Raw genomic sequence first — 15,659 nt, 5'->3', positions numbered from 1 at the left:
AATTCCAATAGACCCTTCATTATGTCCCATAACAGGACGAGGCCCCTACTATGCCCGAAGCAGTACAGAAAATTCTAGATAATATCAAGGAACTTTTTAATAAATTAGACAATACCAAAAAATTGATCTTAGGCGGAGTGGCATTGGTCATCGTCGTCGCCATCGTCATCCTATCGAATGTCTCTTCCACAAAAAACAGGATCATCCTATTCAAAGATTTAGACCCTAAGGACTTTTCAGAGGTCACAAAAAAGTTAGATGCTCTAGGATACAGCTACGGTTCCAGCGATACCAGCCTCATCACTGTGGATCCTGACAAAAGACAAGAGATCGTCACCAAACTAGCGCAAGAGAATTTAATTCCTGCAGGCGTAAGTGGATGGGAACTTTTCGACATCGAAAAGTTTACGGAAACCCAATTCGACAAAGACATCAAAAAGTTCAGAGCGCTCAAAGGAGCGATTGAAAAATCATTAATGACTCTTCGTCCTATCGAAAAAGCGGACGTAAACATCGCCATCCCCGAGGCGGATTTATTCGAAGCGAATGCGTATCCTGTTAAAGCAAGTGTTATCCTTCATTTTCGTCCGGGAGTAGACGGACTCAGTAAAAAAGAAGTGAAAGGGATCGTAAACTTGGTGGCTCGCGCCGTACCTAAGTTAAAGCCTGAGAACGTAAGTGTGGCGGATCCTGACGGAAAGATCATCTCCGACTTCGAAGAAGATTTGGAAAAAGAAAGATTAGAACTCAGAATCGTACAAGAAAAACTCCGCATTGAAGAAGAAGAAAGAGTTAAAAGACTCATCGATATCAGAAACACATTGCGCTGGTATTTGGGCGGTGAAGACAGAGTAGATATCACACGTTTCGAATATATGTTCAACTGGGACCAAGAATCCCTTACGGAAAATGAAGTTCTTCCCGTGGTTGCGGAGTTGGATAATCCGGACACTCCTTACTCGGAAAGAAAATTGGTAGATGGTTACTCTTTAAAAGTATCTTCCAAAGAAACGAAAGAAGCTTTCAAAGGAAGAGGATTCACTCCTGACGGACCCGCAGGAACCGAACCGAATCTTCCTCCAGGATACAAAGACACTGACTATCAAAAAGCAGAATATTCTAAAGATGAAAATATCAATAACTATGAATTCAATAAACGGGTCAAAGACATCAAACGTCAGCCTTGGAAAATTGAAAAAGTAGGATTATCCGTCGTCGTAGACGGAGTTTGGGAAAAGAAGGAAAGAGAAGACGGATTAGGATATGAAAGAAAATACATCCCCGTTTCCGAATCCGATCTGAAACTCATCCGTAAAAACTTGGAAGCCGCTATCGGTTATACCAGATCTAGAGGAGACCAAATCAGCGTCATCACCATTCCTAAAGACAGAACGGAACAGTTCCGTTTGGAAGATGAAGAATTCCAAAAACAAAGAGCGATCCGTAACATGGTTATCGCATCCCTCATCATACTCATCCTTTTGATTCTAGCGGTTCTTGTCTACAGAGCGATCAAAAAAGAGATGGCGAGAAGAAGAAGACTTCGCGAAGAAGAGTTGGCGGCTCAACAACAGATGATGAGAGAAGCCGCTCTCAGGGTGATGGACGAAGGGGGGGCCGAAGTGGAGCTCTCCCTCGACGAAAAACTGCGTCGGGAACTTTTGGAAAATGCGATCAATCTTGCCAAAGAAAAACCGGAAGATGTCGCACAGTTACTCCGCACTTGGCTTGCGGAAGAAGAACAAGCTTAATTTATCCACCGAATCTCCTTTTACCATCTTACGCCGGATTTACGAATCCGGCAGATTTTTCCAACGAACCACAGCTCCTTCATGTAACTTAGAATAAACTTCTCGGAACACTTGGTTCGGTGCCTTACCATCCTCATCTTGCGAATAACGAGGTCTTAGGCGATGAACGAAATACATATCCAGATCGCCTTTGTTCTTTCCGTGGATTTTTCCCCTGTATTCGGTCACAAAAAAATATTTCACTAGTTCGTAGGTTTCTTTAGAGATATTGATTTTACCCGCTTCTCCTCCCGACTCCATTCGAGAAGCGGTATTCACCGTATCCCCCCAAATATCGTAAGCGAATTTGAACCGCCCTACGACTCCTGCGACGACAGGCCCGGTATGAATTCCCAATCTCAATTCCCAAAAAGGAAGATTCAAAGCAGACTTGATCTCCTTCAACTGATTCATAAAACTTTGCACTTCCAAAGCAGCAAGACAAGCATCGATCGCATTGGTTCTGTTAGATACGGGAAGACCTCCCGCACACATATAGGAATCCCCGATGGTTTTCAGTTTCTCCAAATTGTTCCGTAATATGATCTCATCGAATTGGGTGAAACAAGCATCCAGCTCTTCAACCAATGTTTGTTCTTCCATACCTTCTGCGACTTTGGTGAATCCTTTGAAATCAGTGAACAAAACGGTGACGTTCTCATACCTGGCAGGAGTAACGGAACCTTTGTCTTTCAATTCCTGGGCCACTTTCAAAGGAAGAATGTTTAACAAAAGTTTTTCGGATTCTTCCCTGGCTTCTTCCGCTTTATCTTGAGCAATCAAAGCCTTTTCTCTTTCTTCATCCGCTTTTTGTTTCTCCAGATCCAAAAGGAAATAACTGATATCCAATTCTTCCGCCAAAGGACGAGACATGATGTAGATCACAAGATAATTGAAGAGAATGAGAGGAAGAACGATCATCATCAAATGGAATGCGGACTCTCCGATCCCGTAATGATCTCGAATCAATGGGAAATAAAGAATGGCGGCGATTCCCATCGTTACAAGCCCCAAATTCGCCAGTTTCTGACTGAGCTGGATGGTCCTTCCTTCCAAAGAAAGAGCTCCGTGTTTTAAGACCGCATAACCTAAAATTGTCGCTGGAACGAATTGAAAATCGCTCAAAGGGAAAAGAGGAATTCCATGAGAAGGAAGAAGAGCGAACAAAAGCAACACGGCTGATAACATAAAGGAACCTATGATCCAACGAGAGGCTCCGTTGATATATTCCCTGTGTTTGAAAAATGTGATCAGAATAAGAACAAGTGCGATGAAACCGTTGAATCCGATAAGGGCTTCTGCAGGACCCCCATGATGCACTCTTGACCAGGGATATTCGTAAAAACCGACGAACAACCAAGGAGAAGGAGAAAGTAATGCAGCAATCACACAAAGAATGTCCACATACTTCAGCCAGCTTGGATTCTTTTTAGCAATTGCTTCGAAAACAAGACGCACCATAATGCTGGGTGCAAATGCGAACGCCAAAAAGGTCAGCTGAGAAATGCGAAGCTGCACCACATAAGATAGGTTCAACTTCAAAGGAACAGACTGCATCACATAAAAACCAGTAAGGATGAGTGCGAATGCACATAACTGGTTCAATCTTGCGGAAGGATTGGCCCCTGCTACGATGATGGAGAGAAAGACGGAAGCGAACACACTGATGACGGGAGGAATTCCCCAAGGATACCATTTGGACGCTTCATAAGAAAGAGGAGAAAGACCGAAAGAGACTCCGAAAGAAATGAAAATCAAAACGAAAGACAAAAGCCCGAACAGGAAGTAAAACATACCGTTCTTCTGAAACAAAAGCTGATTTACATCGAAGAAATCCGAACGGAACACTCCATAGGCGATAAGCAACATAGGAATGAATAAGAAGAACCCTCCAGGATAAACCTTCAGCCCCAAGATACTGGGAGCATTGGAAGTAGTCAGAAGAAAAAGAAGGTTCACACCGTGAAACAAAGAAAGGTGGTAATTGGATCGGATATGGGAATAATGTTTGATAAAGGAAGGAAGGATCAGGAAAAAATATCCCAAAGGTGCCAAGATCCCCCAAGGACGAATGAATGCGCTCCCTCTAGGATATTTTCCGAAAGTAAATTCGAATACATTCGTCTCAAAACCTTTTCCAAGTAAAATGCCCAAATACAAAACGAAAGACGCTGCCCAACATATATAAGAATAGTATAACAAAAGTTTGCTCTTTTTTCCCGTCATATGATAGGCCAGGTAAAAGGCGGAAGGAGCGAGAGGGGCTACGAAAAAATAAAGTATATCATTCCAAAAAACTAGTACTTCTACGTCCTGAATCCATGCTCTTAAACTGAGAACGAGACCCACAAAACCGAAACTGATAAAGGAAATGGTAAGGTTCGCATGGAAGAGACGATTTTCTTCGGAACCGCTTCTAAACTTTTGAAAGGAGAAATAACTGAGAAAAATCCCCACCAGAAAGGTAAGGATTCCGGGGGCTCCGTAAGGAATTTGGTACCAGAAATAGTCCCAATTGGAGACAGGTCCTTCCGGAATTGCGAAGAACTGCAACGGATAAGAAAGCATACATAGACTAAGAATCAAAAGGATGTGCAGGGCAAGAATTTCTTCTAGCCCTTCCCTTTTTTCAAAGTCAATAATTCAGCATTCGAGGTAATTTTTTAGCTTGGGCAATCCAATCTTCTACTTTAGAACCGGAGGGCAATTGACGAACTAGTTTTTTCTTTTCATTCACAGTCTTCAATGTTTCAAAGAGGTTTGCCGCCTTTCTTTGAGCCAATTCCACAACTGTGTCTACGCCTGCTTCTTCCAAAAGATCGGCATACTCTTCACCTACACCTTTGATTCGGAATAGATCCACATGATTGGCCCATTCCAAAATCAATTTGTCGGAAATGCCTGCACTCTTAGCAATTTCCTTTCTTCCTGCAGGGTTCGCCGCTTTTTTCAAGAAGTCACCTGTGGATCGAACACCCGCCTTTCTCAAGGCAGAAGCATACTTGGGACCGATTCCTTCCACGTCTTCCAATTTAGCCATATTAACACACCTTATCTGATTTATTTATTTGATCTTTAATGATAAAGATAAGTTTACTTTGTCAACTTTTTATCGATAGGAAATTCATTGACTTTATGTAAGTTTCAGTATAACTACTAATCTAATATGATAGATACATCGTTTTCAGCGAAAACAGCAACGGAATGGCTCGCCTCGGGAAAATTTTTTGACCACAATAAACAACAAATTTTTTACATTCAGGAAGGAAGGGGAAACAACTTACTTCTATTACATGGATTTCCCACTTCCTCCTGGGATTATTCCAGAATTTTCAGCGGACTCAGCCGCCACTTCAATACTTTCGCAGTTGATTTTTTAGGCTTCGGATATTCTTCCAAACCGCTGAAACATGAATACACTTTGATGGAACAAACAGATATTATAGAATCTTTCATCGAAAAAAACGCCCTCAAACGGGTGAAATTCGTTTTTCACGATTATGCGGTAAGCGTAGGCCAAGAACTTCTGGCAAGAAACTTGGAAAACAAAAAATACGAGATAGACGGAGCGGTCTTCTTAAACGGAGGATTGTTTCCCGCACTGCACAAACCCACATTCATTCAAAAACTAATTTCTAAACCTTTTTTAGGTGCGATCTTAGCTAAGCTGTTCAACGAGAAAAAATTCGGGAAGGCTCTCAGTGCAGTATTCGGACCGGACACAAAACCTTCCGAAAAAGAAATTGCGACACTTTGGAAACTGGCAACCTATCCTTCAGAGATCAAAATTCCCCATAAACTTCTCAAATACATTGCAGAAAGAAAAAAACATGGAAATCGATGGAAGAACGCTCTTCTGCAAACGGAAGTTCCTTTGTTGTTCATCAATGGAGAGAGTGACCCTGTCAGCGGGAAACATTTGATCGAAGAAGTAGAAAGACTCCCGATCAAAAACAAAAAGATCGTACGATGGGAAAGAATAGGACACTACCCTCAATGGGAAGCACCGAAAGAATCCTTTTTAGAAATTTATGATTTTCTTAAGACGAAGGATTAGTAGACCACTCTTCTAATCCACTTCCTTCTTCTCCCGGATCTACATTCTCACCGGGAGAAGGAGTTCCTTCCTTCACCTTATATCGAATTTCGATTTTCTCCGGATTGATCTGCAATACTTCGATTCCTTTCAAATCTTTGTTTTTAATGATTCTAACTTTTGCGATCTGAGGCTGCAGTTCAGGAATGATTTTATTTTTTACCGGGTCATAGATATAATTACAAGGCACTTGCGCTACGATTCCCGTCAAAATTTGTGCGGAACGGATGGGTTTAACGGAGAAATAACGAATGGCCGCCTGTTCTTCCGAAAGTTCCGCTTCCAGCCTCCCATCTAACCCGGAACATACGATAGGAATACCTGCGGCAGTCTGCTCTCCCGTTTTATAAGAAAGGGGAATGATATTCACATTAACTGTCACATCTCTGGAACCCAAAACACTGATCCCTTTGGGAAGATCAGGAATACGAACGGTTTTCGCAAAAGGTTCCCTTTTGTCCGTAAGAGAGATTTCAGGAAGAACGATTTTTGTGATCTTCTCCAACTCATACGGTTTGCCACTTACGGTAATTTTAGCAGGGCTGAGAATTTGAGTCAGCTTTTCGAAATTAGCGGGAGGATTTCCTTCGAAACTAGGTTCGATGGGAACCACTTTCAAACCTCTGGATTCAATCTCAACGGGAACCGTTTTTTTAAGTTTGGTGACCTTAACTCCGCTGGGAACCCCTACGATTTTTTTGATAGGAACCTCAGTGACTCCGATCTGTACATCTTCGGGATCAACAACGGCTTTCATAAACTGGGAATAATAATTTACCACATCCTTCAAACCTTCCACTCGAACGGGAATCGTTTTTTCAGGATTCTTATTATAAGAAAGGTTCCCGGTTAACTTAGGATATTCGACGGGGACGCTGATCGTTTTGATTAGGATTTTCGAATTTTGAAGATTGATATAAAAGAAAACAGCAACGAACAAAGAAATGAGTTTCGCCTTCCAATTGCGGGAGGCTTTAAACAGGATTTTACGGATCATAAACTCACACCTGCTTCTTTGTTTTTCTTCTTATCCTCTTCCCTATTGTTCTTTTTAGAACCTGTCATCAAGTTGTTCACAAGCGCTCTGAGTTCCAAAGGTTTGACAGGATGAAACATCTCTCCTTCATAACAAACGGAGATTCCTCCTGTTTCTTCGGATGTGACGATCACAATGGCATCCGATTCTTCGGAAAGACCGAGAGCGGATCTATGTCTGGCACCCAATGTGGAAATCTCCACGCTGGAACTCATAGGAAGATAAGATGCTGCGGAGATGATTCTATTTTGTTCGATGATGACTGCTCCATCATGCAAAGGAGAATTCTTAAAGAAGATGGTTTGTAAAAGTTCGGAGCTGACTGCGGAATCTATGCTGACGGCATTTTCGGAAATATCTTTCAAACTGATGTCTTTCACTAGAACGATCAGAGATCCTACTTTTTGAGATGCCATGGAACGAACCGCATCGACGATCGGATCCAAATCGAAAGTAGGCTTTAAAAAGAAAAAACGCAAGAGACGAATGCGGGCAAAGTCTCCCGTGATTCTTCGTAGTTCCGGCTGTAATAAAACGATAATTGCGAATACTAGAGCGGGACGGATGTTCGTAAGGATCCATTCCAAAAGTTCAAAACCGAAAAACTCGGCCAAACTGCCGGAGATCCAAATGATCCCTACTCCCAATAGAAGTTGAATCCCTCTTGTGCGGCGGAGAGTCGTATATGTTTTGTAGATAAGATACGAAACGATCAGTATATCCAAACTGATGGAGAGATAATTTTTACTCCAAGGAATGATATATAAGCCGCGAAGAAAGTCCAATCTCAGATTCCTAATACGTCGAACATATTATAAAGACCTTTCGTTTTGTCTTTGAGAAACTCTGCCGCCTTCACTGCACCGACTGCGAATGTTTTGCGATCTTGCGCTTTATGGGAAATTTCGATTCTCTCTTCAGGACTGAAGAAAAATACAGTGTGGTCTCCGATGACTTCTCCCGCACGCATCGTATGCATTGCGATTTCTTTCGGGTCTCTTTCGGGATACATCCCGTGCCTTCCGTAAATCACATTCTCTTCTTTTCTTTCCAAGGCCTTTAACAAAACTTCTTTTAGGTGTTGCGCCGTTCCGGAAGGGGAATCTTTTTTGTGACGATGATGGATATCCAATACTTCCACATCAAAACCGTCTTGCAGAACTTTGGCGGCGATTTCAGTAAGTTTAAAAAGAAGATTCACTCCCACGGACATATTGGGAGAAAAAACGATGGGGATGGAAATTGCGGCGGATTTGATTTGATTCTTTTCCGAATCGCTAAGTCCCGTAGTACCGATCACGATCGGCTTTTTGTTCGCAACTGCAATTTCCAGATTTTTAGCAAAACCTGTGTGAGCGCTGAAATCGATAAGAATATCAGAATTTTTGCATGCTTCTTCTAAATCGGAAGAAAAGATAATTCCTGTTTCCTTGATCCCTGAGTGAATTCCGGAATCGAATCCTGAATATACGGAATCTTCCTTGACCACTGCCGCACTCAATACGGATCTCTGGGAAGCGGCAAGCACCTGTATGATGGCCTTGCCCATTCTTCCGTTGGCTCCGATGAGTCCGACTTTGATCTTAGACAATTCCTTCCTCTCTCAAATCAAAAACGATTTTGCGGAAAGAATCCGCAGCGGTACCGGAAGACAATTGTGTCATTGGAAGTCTCAATTCATTTTCACAATAACCGAACCAGCTCATAGCAGCTTTGATAGGAATGGGATTGGTTTCGATGAAAGCATTGATGAACACAGGAAGAAGTTTATAATAGATTTTTTGGCTGGCGGCAAGATCCCCTCTCATATAAAGAGAGACCATATCCACGCAAGCTCTTGGGAAAAGATTGGATACTACGGATACGACTCCTTTTCCACCGATGGAAAGCACCGGCAATGTAAGGTTATCATCCCCGGATAACAGATGAAAGTTGGGATCCGTTATGGAAATCACTTTCGCCATTTGCCCCAAATCCCCTGTCGCTTCCTTGATGGAAGCAATGCGAGGCAACTTGGAAAGACGCAAAACCGTTTCGGGCAGAAGGTTCACTCCGGTTCTTCCGGGAATGTTGTACAACATGATGGGTTTATCCACTCTCTCCGCAATTTTAGCGAAGTGTTGGTAAAGACCTTCTTGTGTAGGTTTGTTGTAGTATGGATTTACGGAAAGAAGACCGTCCACTCCGTCCTTGCAAGCTCTTTCAGAAAGATCGATTGCCTCTTCCGTAGAATTGGCTCCGGTACCTGCAATGACTTGAATGCGTCGATTTACGAATTGAACCGTTTTTTGGACTAGTTCCTTATGTTCTTCGTAGGAAAGTGTGGGAGACTCGCCTGTGGTTCCACAAGGCACGACTCCGGCCACTCCGGAAGAAATCTGGTTTTCTAGGATTTTAAAATAACTTTCGTAATCGATTTTCCCGTTGCGAAAGGGGGTGATGACAGCGGTATATACGCCCTGAAACATAAATTTAAAACTGGAATGGGGACTGATTTTTGCAATAAAAAACTGCCAAAACCGCCCGAGTCTCAGATCTTAGCGGAAATGGATCCCTTTTTCCTACTAGTTTGCATCTCACCTGCCATTCTCAGTCTGATTTTCCACGGTTTTTATGTGCACTCCCGCATCGGAGTGAAGGATGTGCCGAACGAAAGAAGCCTGCATACGGAGGTGACTAAAAAATCGGGAGGGATGATCTTTCTCCCCCTATTTCTGGTCTTTCTTTTGGGAATCGCCTATTTGGGGGAAAACGGACGTTTCGGATTCGAAGCACATACTGCAAACCTGAGATACCTACTGCCCTATCTTCTTTCCGGAGTTTTGGCTTTCGGGTGCATCGGCTTTTTAGACGATCTATACTCACTTTCACCTAAGATACGTTTGTTTTTAGAGGCGGGATTTCTAGGGTTTTGGACTTTTTTCCTTTCACCTAACTTATCTTTGTTTGAGATTCAGATACCCTATCTCTGGGTTGCTGTGGTGTTACTCACTTTTTTGGGTGTATTCATGATCAATTTGGTCAATTTTATGGACGGATTGGATTTGTATCTGATCGGCACAGTGTTTTACTCTTCTTTGTTTTGGTGGACCATTTATTCAGGACAGTTTGCGTTCGGGGGAACCTTATTCTTTGTTACCGTTTGTCTGTTCCAAGCGGCGGCAGGTTTCGTTTATTATAATTTTCCAAAAGCAAAATTATTTATGGGAGACAGTGGATCTCTCGGGCTGGGATTTCTTTTGATTTCTCTTCCCGTTTTGGGGACAAAACCAGAAACAACTAACTTTGAATTAGCGAGCTTCTTTTACCTTTTCCCTATATTCTGGATCGACGGAATCATCACGATCCTCATCAGAAGTTACGAAAAGAAACATATCTTTCAGGCACATAGGGAACATCTATACCAATATTTGACGGAAACAAAACTGGGGAAAAAATGGACCTGCTTTTGGATGACCTTAGCCAATCTTCCAGCGGGGATATGTTATTTTTATTTCATCGATTTGCCCGGAAAATCGACATTCCTTTCTAAAAACCAATTATTGATTCTTCTTATTTTAGGCTATACTGTCGTTTATATCGTCTTGCGCATCGTTGTCACAGCTAGAAGAAAAAATCTTGCCTAAGAAATCCGATCAGAAACTCTTTCGTCTATGCCATTGACAAAAAAAGAAATTCTCTTTTGCATCCTGAACGGCTTCCTGATCGGAATTGCCAACTTGATTCCGGGAGTCTCCGGAGGAACCTTCGCTTTGATTTTAGGTCTATACGATAGATTGATCGGAGCAATCACTTCCTTAAATCTAACAACTGTCAAAGTTTCTATCGGACTGATCACCGGACTTTTCGGCAAAGAAAGCCGCGCCGCATTTGCCGAAGAAATGAAGCGAATCGACTTCTGGTTTCTTCTTTTTTTAGGATTCGGACTTATGTTGTCCGTAGTGTCCGGAGCGAAACTCATCCAATACCTATTGCAAAATCATCCTGCACCCACCTTGGCTTTGTTTATCGGTCTTATCATTCCATCCCTTTCCGTTCCTTACAAATTGATGGATAGACACAGTGTTTTCATCTGGTTGTTTCTCATTCCGGGAATCGCACTCACAGTAGTCCCTAGTTTTTTTATGGGAAATACTGCAGGGTCAGAAAACCCTCTTATCGCATTCATAACGGGAGCAATTGCCATCTCTGCGATGATTCTTCCCGGTATTTCCGGCTCTTACATCATGTTAGTATTAGGCGAATACCAAATCGTAATCGCAAAACTTTCCAACATACTTGCCATAGATTCCATCGTTTTCCTTGCAGCATTCGGAATCGGATGTTTATTGGGACTTCTTCTATTCACCCACTTCGTAAAATGGTTATTTAAAAAATACAAATCCCATACGATGACCTTTCTTTTAGGTCTCATCTTAGGATCTTTCTTTATCCTTTGGCCTTTCAAAGACTACTCTAAAGGACAAACCATCGTTGGCAGATCCGGGGAAGTGAAAACGGACATTCAAATCGCAACAGCAAAAAACATTCTACCTACTTCCGCAGGAGAAACGGTAATTCCTGGGCTGGCTCTTGTTTTAGGTGTCGCTTTAGGATTCGGATTGAATCAATTGGAAAAATTAAAAGAGGAAAAACCTTCCGCTTAATTAGAAATATCCCGCCTGCGGATCGCAAGCGGGAAACTCTTTCTTTTCTTAGAGGAAGAAAATGAAAGTGATTAGAATGAAAGTAGGAATCAAAATTCCGAAAGAGTAAGCCAAATAACCACCGAAAGACGGCATTTTTACTTTGTTTTCTTCCGCAACGGATTTCACCATAAAGTTAGGTGCATTACCGATATAAGTATTCGCACCCATAAATACGGCACCCACAGAAATCGCCTTCAGAATCTCTTCCGCAGCAGGGTTTCCGATGAACTGACCCAATGTCAAAGGAGCCGCTCCATCAGGAGTGAGTAGTCCGGAAGCAAGAGACCCGAAAGTCAAATAGGTAGGCGCATTGTCCAATACGGATGAAAAAATTCCTGTTGCCCAGAAGAACTGCCATGTTGTTTGAATTCCCAAATCTTTTCCATGCGCTTCCAAAAGAACAAGTGCAGGAATCATAGTGATGAAAATTCCGATGAAAAGATAGGCTACTTCTTGGATCGGACCCAAAGTGAAGTTGTTCGCCTTTCTAAACTCAGGTTTAGAAGTGAATTTGGAAAGAGCGATCAAACCGATGAGAACCGCTTCTCGGATGAAACCCAAGAAAGGATTTTCTGCGATTGCAGGGATATAATTGCTGTTCAAAAAAGCGACAGAAAGAATCACACCGAGTAACCAGATGAAGTTGACTTGACCGTCGATGTCGATAGGAGTCGCAAGTTTATCATCTTTCTTAAGATCAGCTTTTGATTCTTTTTTATAAGCGATCGTATCCCAAACGAAGTAAACAACCAAAAGTATAACAGCCGCAAATACCATTTCAGGAAGAAGCCCGAAAGTCCAAGTGAACGGAACTCCTTTCAAATAACCAAGGAAAAGAGGAGGATCCCCAAGAGGAGTGAGGGAACCACCGATATTGGAAACCAAAAAGATAAAAAACACAACAGTGTGAACTACATGTTTTCTTTCACTGTTTGTTTTCAAAAGAGGTCTGATGAGAAGCATGGAAGCTCCTGTTGTTCCGATAAAGGAAGCAAGAGAAGCACCGATCAAAAGAAAAAGAGTATTGTTTAAAGGAGATGCGTGGATATCACCTTTGATTACGATACCGCCTGAAATGTAGAAAAGAGAAGCAAGTAAGATGATAAAAGGTATGTAATCGAATACTACCGTATGGAATATATCGTGTCCTCTTCCGTAAATAAGGAGAAGAACGAAAGAAATAGCACCTAATCCTAATGCGACAATCAACTTATTATTGTTATTTTCCCACCAATGCTCTGTCGCATGAGAAGCAATCGGAAGAACCGCAATCGCAAGCAAAATGGCAACGAAGGGAAGCACAGACCAATACGGGAGTTCTGCGTGCGCCTCGGCTGCATGAGAGGAATGACCTGTGTCTTCCTGAACCGTTGGCCCGACTGTCGGATTTACATCATCTGCAGAAACAGATACTGTAAACAAACCGATGCAGGCTAAAAATACAAACAATGTGAGAAGCTTTCGAAACATGCTCACCATCCTTTTTTTTGGTCAGCATGTTCGAAACCGAAAGGTTCTGGAACTAAAAAAACCGAGACTCACCTATTTTTAGGTCGATCAGTCTTTTCAAATCGATGTTTAGATCCCGAAAGGCCGACTTGGTCTCTGGAATCACAGAATCCAGTTTTTCATCCGACAAAACAAAGGTCCCGTAGTGGATGGGAATCATATATTTTGCGTTTAAGTCCGCAAAAGACTGAACGGATTGGGCAGGATCCACATGAACAGAAGACATAAACCAACGGGGCTCAAAGGCACCCACAGGCAGGATGGCTACATCGATGTCTTTGAATTTTGCTCCGATTTCCCGGAAGTGGGTGTAATAAGCGGTATCCCCCGCGAAATACACTTTTTCCTTTTTGCCAGAAACAACGAAACTTCCCCAAAGAGTTTGGAATTTATCGGTTAAACCTCTTCCGCTGAAGTGTTGTGTGGGAGTGAAAGCGATTTGAATCCCTGAAATCTTAGTTTCATCCCACCAATCCATTTCTTCCACATCCTTCAAACCTTCATTTAACAGGAATTCCTTGTTGCCCAGTCCCACTAAAAACTTAGGCTGAAATCTTTTTTCCAATTCTTGTAAACTGGAAAGATCCATATGATCGTAGTGGTTATGGGAAATCAAAACTAAGTGAATTTTAGGAAGGTTTTCCATTTTGATTCCAGGTGGAGTGTATCGTTTGGGACCTGCAAAGCTAACAGGCGAACAACGTTCGCTCCAAATCGGATCGGTTAAAATATTGACTCCATCGATTTGAATGAGAGCGGTAGCATGCCCGACCCAAGTTACCGAAAGTTTTGTCTGATTTTTACGAAGTTCTTCTCCTGAATTGTCCAATACAGGAAAAGCACCCGGGTAATCTTCCGGATCAATGCTGTGTTCATTTCTAAATCGCCCACTGACCCATTTGAGTAAGTCGGTGAAACCATGGTCCTTAAAGTCGGGATTCAAATTTTTATATCCCGATTTTGTATGATGAGGTTTTGTCATTGTATTGTCCGTTGAACACCCATTTGAGATACATAAAATTGAAAAAAGAAAGAGAAGGAAAATGATTCTCATGGCAATTAGACCGATTGTTTCTTCCTTTGAAATTTTATTCTTGCAAACATTGTGATTCCATTAAATTCTTATATGAGGTTCCCAAATGCACTGCCTGTACAAAGAAACTCAGCAATTACTTAATGCCTACTCAAATTGGAGAAGTTGTGTCGATTCTGCGGAAGGAAGTGAACATGTTTTAGGCACCAATTCGGACGATGCCATCCTTTTAAGAGACAAAAGAGAAGATGCTGAAATCGAGCTCAGAGTTCTTATTGCCGATCTTAAATCCGCCCGTCCGGAAGCCTTAAAAGAATGGGTGGAAATCAATAAATCCTTATTGGAAATTCCTTCGGATCCAAACCAAAATTCTATCTCCCAGGCTAGGAAACAAATTTCCAGAGACTGGAAGTTCTCCAGCAATTTCCTAGGAGTGAATGTCCGCTATCCTCATCCTTCCAAATACTGGGAAGCGGATATGGCGATTTAACCCTCTCTTGAGTCGCCCCCCTCTTCTTTATGGTTGAAAATCCCTAAAAGTCTCCCTCTAACCGGTATTTTATGAACGATTTATTCTTCACTTTATCCAAAATTTTGACCCTTTTCATTTTTCCGTTCCCTTTATTTTTCCTGCTCTCCTTTGTTTCCATTCTGTTTGTCCGAGGGTTTCGTCCGAAACTCATCCTCTCAATTCTCATTTTCTTTTTGGGGATCTTTTCCAATTTTTTTGTAGCCAATACTTTGATCCGAAGTTTGGAAAAACCATACCCTCCCGTCTCTATCGAAGCAGTCCCTCCTTCGGAAGCAGTCATCGTTTTGGGAGGTATGGTCCAAACCATATCTTCCATACCGGGAAGGCCTGAACTAAATGACTCTAGCGACCGTTTGGTGGATGCAGTCCGCATTTATAAAAAAGGGAAAGCCAAAAAGATTCTTTTCACGGGAGGATCGGGGGTTTTGTTTGCGGACAAATACAGAGAGGCTGATTTGGCATTACAAGTCATGACTGATTTGGGAGTTCCCAAAGAAGATATATTGATAGAGAGAGATTCCAAAAATACCTACGAAAACGCACTGTTTACTTCCCGCATCTTAGCCGCAGAGGGAATCAAAGAAACGATTTTGGTCACATCCGCCTTCCATTTCCGCAGGGCGGCAGCCTGCTTTCGCAAACAAAGAGTTCAATTTTACTCTTTCCCCACGGATTTCAAATCCCTTTCCACAGACTCAGCCGCATTCGATTTATGGATTCCCTCCCCCGGTTATTTGGAAATCTCCACAATGGCCATCAAGGAATGGATCGGAATCCTGGCCTATGAGTTCAAAGGCTACCTCTAACGGAAGAGACATAATCCGGCATGCGGATCGAACGCCCCCACCCGAGTTAGGGTGGAGGGGAGTGGCTCGTGGGCAGCGCGCCTTCCCGCCTAACACAGATCCGCAGATTGGGAAAGTGTTTTCACGATTTTCCGTTTTTTTCTTCCGAAATGTTCACCTTTTTGCCAAT

Annotated in this window: 14 protein-coding genes; 6 read left to right on the top strand and 8 right to left on the bottom strand. The window is 42.4% G+C overall.

Annotated features, from left to right (window positions below; genetic code table 11):
• The first annotated feature begins 50 nt into the window (after positions 1–50).
• Positions 51–1,751 carry a flagellar basal-body MS-ring/collar protein FliF gene (gene fliF / locus EHS15_RS11670; protein WP_135760742.1) on the top strand — a complete coding sequence of 567 codons (1,701 nt, stop codon included), beginning with the start codon at positions 51–53 and terminating at the stop codon, positions 1,749–1,751.
• Positions 1,752–1,790: 39 nt separating this feature from the next.
• Here fliF and EHS15_RS11665 read toward each other — a convergent pair whose 3' ends face one another.
• Both EHS15_RS11665 and EHS15_RS11660 read right to left on the bottom strand, forming a co-directional pair.
• On the bottom strand, positions 1,791–4,358 hold the full coding sequence (locus tag EHS15_RS11665; RefSeq protein ID WP_135760741.1) for an adenylate/guanylate cyclase domain-containing protein: 2,568 nt from the start codon (positions 4,356–4,358) through the stop codon (positions 1,791–1,793).
• Between the two features lie 67 nt (positions 4,359–4,425).
• Positions 4,426–4,830 (bottom strand): DUF4332 domain-containing protein, encoded by a 405-nt coding sequence (locus EHS15_RS11660; RefSeq protein ID WP_135760740.1) that lies wholly within the window; start codon positions 4,828–4,830, stop codon positions 4,426–4,428.
• A gap of 126 nt (positions 4,831–4,956) precedes the next feature.
• Between EHS15_RS11660 and EHS15_RS11655 the strand changes: the two genes are divergently transcribed.
• Entirely contained in the window at positions 4,957–5,847 is an 891-nt protein-coding gene (locus EHS15_RS11655; protein ID WP_135760739.1) for an alpha/beta fold hydrolase, read from the top strand.
• On the opposite strand, the gene EHS15_RS11650 is transcribed toward EHS15_RS11655, so the two are convergent.
• The 4 genes from EHS15_RS11650 to dapA are packed head-to-tail and all read right to left on the bottom strand — an operon-like array spanning position 5,831 to position 9,390.
• Positions 5,831–6,883, bottom strand: coding sequence for a CdaR family protein (locus EHS15_RS11650; RefSeq protein ID WP_135760738.1), 1,053 nt, complete (start codon positions 6,881–6,883; stop codon positions 5,831–5,833). The genes EHS15_RS11655 and EHS15_RS11650 overlap by 17 nt on opposite strands.
• Positions 6,880–7,707 (bottom strand): diadenylate cyclase CdaA, encoded by an 828-nt coding sequence (cdaA, locus tag EHS15_RS11645; protein ID WP_135760737.1) that lies wholly within the window; start codon positions 7,705–7,707, stop codon positions 6,880–6,882. Before cdaA ends, EHS15_RS11650 begins: the two co-directional genes overlap by 4 nt.
• A gap of 2 nt (positions 7,708–7,709) precedes the next feature.
• Entirely contained in the window at positions 7,710–8,513 is an 804-nt protein-coding gene (gene dapB / locus EHS15_RS11640; RefSeq protein WP_135760736.1) for a 4-hydroxy-tetrahydrodipicolinate reductase, read from the bottom strand.
• Positions 8,506–9,390, bottom strand: coding sequence for a 4-hydroxy-tetrahydrodipicolinate synthase (gene dapA / locus EHS15_RS11635; RefSeq protein ID WP_135760735.1), 885 nt, complete (start codon positions 9,388–9,390; stop codon positions 8,506–8,508). Before dapA ends, dapB begins: the two co-directional genes overlap by 8 nt.
• A gap of 78 nt (positions 9,391–9,468) precedes the next feature.
• On the opposite strand from dapA, the gene EHS15_RS11630 reads away from it, so the two are divergent.
• Positions 9,469–10,548 (top strand): MraY family glycosyltransferase, encoded by a 1,080-nt coding sequence (locus EHS15_RS11630; protein ID WP_167884218.1) that lies wholly within the window; start codon positions 9,469–9,471, stop codon positions 10,546–10,548.
• Between the two features lie 27 nt (positions 10,549–10,575).
• A complete protein-coding gene (locus EHS15_RS11625; protein ID WP_135760733.1) occupies positions 10,576–11,568 on the top strand; it encodes a DUF368 domain-containing protein in 993 nt (330 codons plus the stop codon).
• A 48-nt stretch (positions 11,569–11,616) separates the two neighbouring features.
• On the opposite strand, the gene EHS15_RS11620 is transcribed toward EHS15_RS11625, so the two are convergent.
• Both EHS15_RS11620 and EHS15_RS11615 read right to left on the bottom strand, forming a co-directional pair.
• Positions 11,617–13,080, bottom strand: a complete 1,464-nt coding sequence (locus tag EHS15_RS11620) for a sodium:proton antiporter (RefSeq protein WP_135760732.1) — start codon at positions 13,078–13,080, stop codon at positions 11,617–11,619.
• A 52-nt stretch (positions 13,081–13,132) separates the two neighbouring features.
• Positions 13,133–14,101 (bottom strand): MBL fold metallo-hydrolase, encoded by a 969-nt coding sequence (locus EHS15_RS11615; protein WP_246052111.1) that lies wholly within the window; start codon positions 14,099–14,101, stop codon positions 13,133–13,135.
• Between the two features lie 157 nt (positions 14,102–14,258).
• Between EHS15_RS11615 and EHS15_RS11610 the strand changes: the two genes are divergently transcribed.
• Together EHS15_RS11610 and EHS15_RS11605 are read left to right on the top strand one after the other, a co-directional pair.
• Positions 14,259–14,642, top strand: coding sequence for a hypothetical protein (locus EHS15_RS11610; protein ID WP_135760730.1), 384 nt, complete (start codon positions 14,259–14,261; stop codon positions 14,640–14,642).
• Positions 14,643–14,713: 71 nt separating this feature from the next.
• Positions 14,714–15,490, top strand: a complete 777-nt coding sequence (locus EHS15_RS11605; RefSeq protein ID WP_135760729.1) for a YdcF family protein — start codon at positions 14,714–14,716, stop codon at positions 15,488–15,490.
• Positions 15,491–15,659: the final 169 nt, after the last annotated feature.

It is taken from the genome of Leptospira idonii, from assembly GCF_004770995.1.
GTDB classification, from domain to species: domain Bacteria; phylum Spirochaetota; class Leptospiria; order Leptospirales; family Leptospiraceae; genus Leptospira_A; species Leptospira_A idonii.
The sequence above is the reverse complement of the archived record's forward strand: the minus strand, read 5'-3'. Positions and strand labels throughout refer to the sequence as shown.